General features: G+C 67.3%; 1 protein-coding gene. It reads left to right on the top strand.

Annotated elements, in window-relative coordinates:
• Positions 1-401 precede the first annotated feature (401 nt).
• A partial coding sequence (locus ABZZ74_RS53845) for an IS4 family transposase (RefSeq protein WP_356951402.1) occupies positions 402-2026 on the top strand: 1625 nt, incomplete at its 3' end.

Raw genomic sequence — 2026 nt, 5'->3', positions numbered from 1 at the left:
CCTGCATGACCAGGACGGCCTCGAAGACGCCGAGCCGGACACGATGCGCCTGCGCCTCTACCACCTACCGGCCCGCCTCGCGCGTCACGCTCGCCACCGCTTGCTCCGCATCGAGCAGACCTGGCCCTGGGCCAATGCCCCGCAGTTAAGCGGAACCAGCGCTGGTCAACTCGTTGGTCGAGCGGTCCCTCGGCGGGAAGGCCTCGGGTCCAGGACGGTCAACCTTCCGGGAAGGACTGTCGATCACCGACCGGATCACATCAAGGGCGGGATCAGGGACTCCTCTTGTCCTGACAGACGAACGGGACCCCTGGTAGAAGCAGAGAAAACGACCAAGAATTCCTGCTCCGGGGGCCCCGTTGCCCGATCAGTGTGCCACCACCACGACGACTCGCGCCATCATGACCGCGTCGGGCATCTACGCCCCCGGGCACCTGGGAGAGCTGACGCAGTACATGCCGTTCGAGCTGGTCGAGGACGTGCTGGCCCAGACTCGCAGAGTTCAGCGGCGGCTGCGCCTGCTGCCCTCTCGAGTGGGGGTGTACTTCGTCTTGGCTCTGACGCTCTTCCCCGCCCTGGGCTACGCACGGGTATGGGACAAGCTCGTCGCGGGCCTTCCGCTTCACCTGCGCATCCGCCCGTCGGAACGCGCGCTGGGCGAGGTGCGCCGCCGCCTGGGGCCGCTCCCGTTCAGGATGCTGTTCGAGGTGATCTCCGGATCGCTGGCGCCGCCGGAAACGCCCGGAGTGTGTTATCGGCGCTGGCGCACGGTGGCCTTCGACGGCTGCAGTTCGATCAAAGCCCCCGACCGTCCGCGTCTGCGGACGGTGTTGGGCAAGTCGCGCAATCAGCAGGGTGACGCCGGCTACCCGGCGCTGCGGCTGACCGCGCTGTGCGAGACCGGGACCCGTGGCCTGCTCGCAGCAGTCTTCGGTTCCTGCTCGGTGGGTGAACTGGCCTCTGCTACCACCCTGTTAGGCCATCTCAACCCCAAGATGCTGTTGCTGGCCGACCGAGGCTTCGATGCCGATACCTTCCTGAGCTCGGTCAGCGATACCGGCGTCCAATACCTCGTTCGCCTCCGATCGAGTCGCCGCCCCCTGATCGAGACCGTTCTGTCCGACGGCTCCTACCTGACACACCTGGGCGGACGCCCGGTGCGCATCATCGTCGCCACGGTGACCGCGATCTGCGCCGACGGCAAGAAGGTGAGCGACTCCTATCAACTGGCCACCACCTTGCTCGATCCCGTCAACGACCCTGCCGGCGTACTGGTCCGCCTCTATCACGAGCGCTGGGAGGTCGAGTCCGCCTTCTACGCCCTGCGCCACACACTGCAGGACGGCCGGGTCCTGCGTTCGTGTGATCCGGCCGGACTTGAGCAGGAGCTGTGGTCCAGTCTCATCGTCTATCAACTCCTGCGCCGGGCGATGACGGACGCCGCACTGGGGCGCCCCGGTACAGACCCCGACCGCATGAGCTTCACCATCGCCCTGGAAAGCGCCCGCAACCAGGTGACCACCGCCTCCGGCATCGACGGCTGCGAGACCGATCCCACCGCTCCCGGCACCATCGGCGGTGCCGTGCTCACCGCTCAGATGCCCCCGCGACGCCCCCGCCTCAGCATCCGCAAGGTCAAGTGCTCAACGTCCCGTTACGCGGGCAAAGCCGACGACGACAGGGCAATGACCAGCACAAACGTCGTCCGTCTGGCCATCGACATCTACGACGGCCACATCGCCTTCCCGAGCGCACCCACCTACACCCCCGCCCAGGACGAACAACTCACGGCCTCCCGCTCCCGGCGCAAAGAACAGGTCATCCAGCTCCTGCAGACCGTTCCCGCCCGCTCCTGGACAGCCCGCGAGACCGCTCATTCCCTCGGCCTCCCCAAGCACAGCGTCATCGCAGGTCAGCTCTGCCAGTGGGCGCTGTCCGGAGTACTGGAACGGACCGCTCCCGGCGCCTACATCCTGACCCAGGCGTGGGCCGATCCAGCCCACCCAGGACGCGCCGGACACACGGC

The organism is Streptomyces sp. NPDC006476, assembly GCF_040612015.1.
GTDB classification, from domain to species: domain Bacteria; phylum Actinomycetota; class Actinomycetes; order Streptomycetales; family Streptomycetaceae; genus Streptomyces; species Streptomyces griseorubiginosus_B.
The sequence above is the reverse complement of the archived record's forward strand: the minus strand, read 5'-3'. Positions and strand labels throughout refer to the sequence as shown.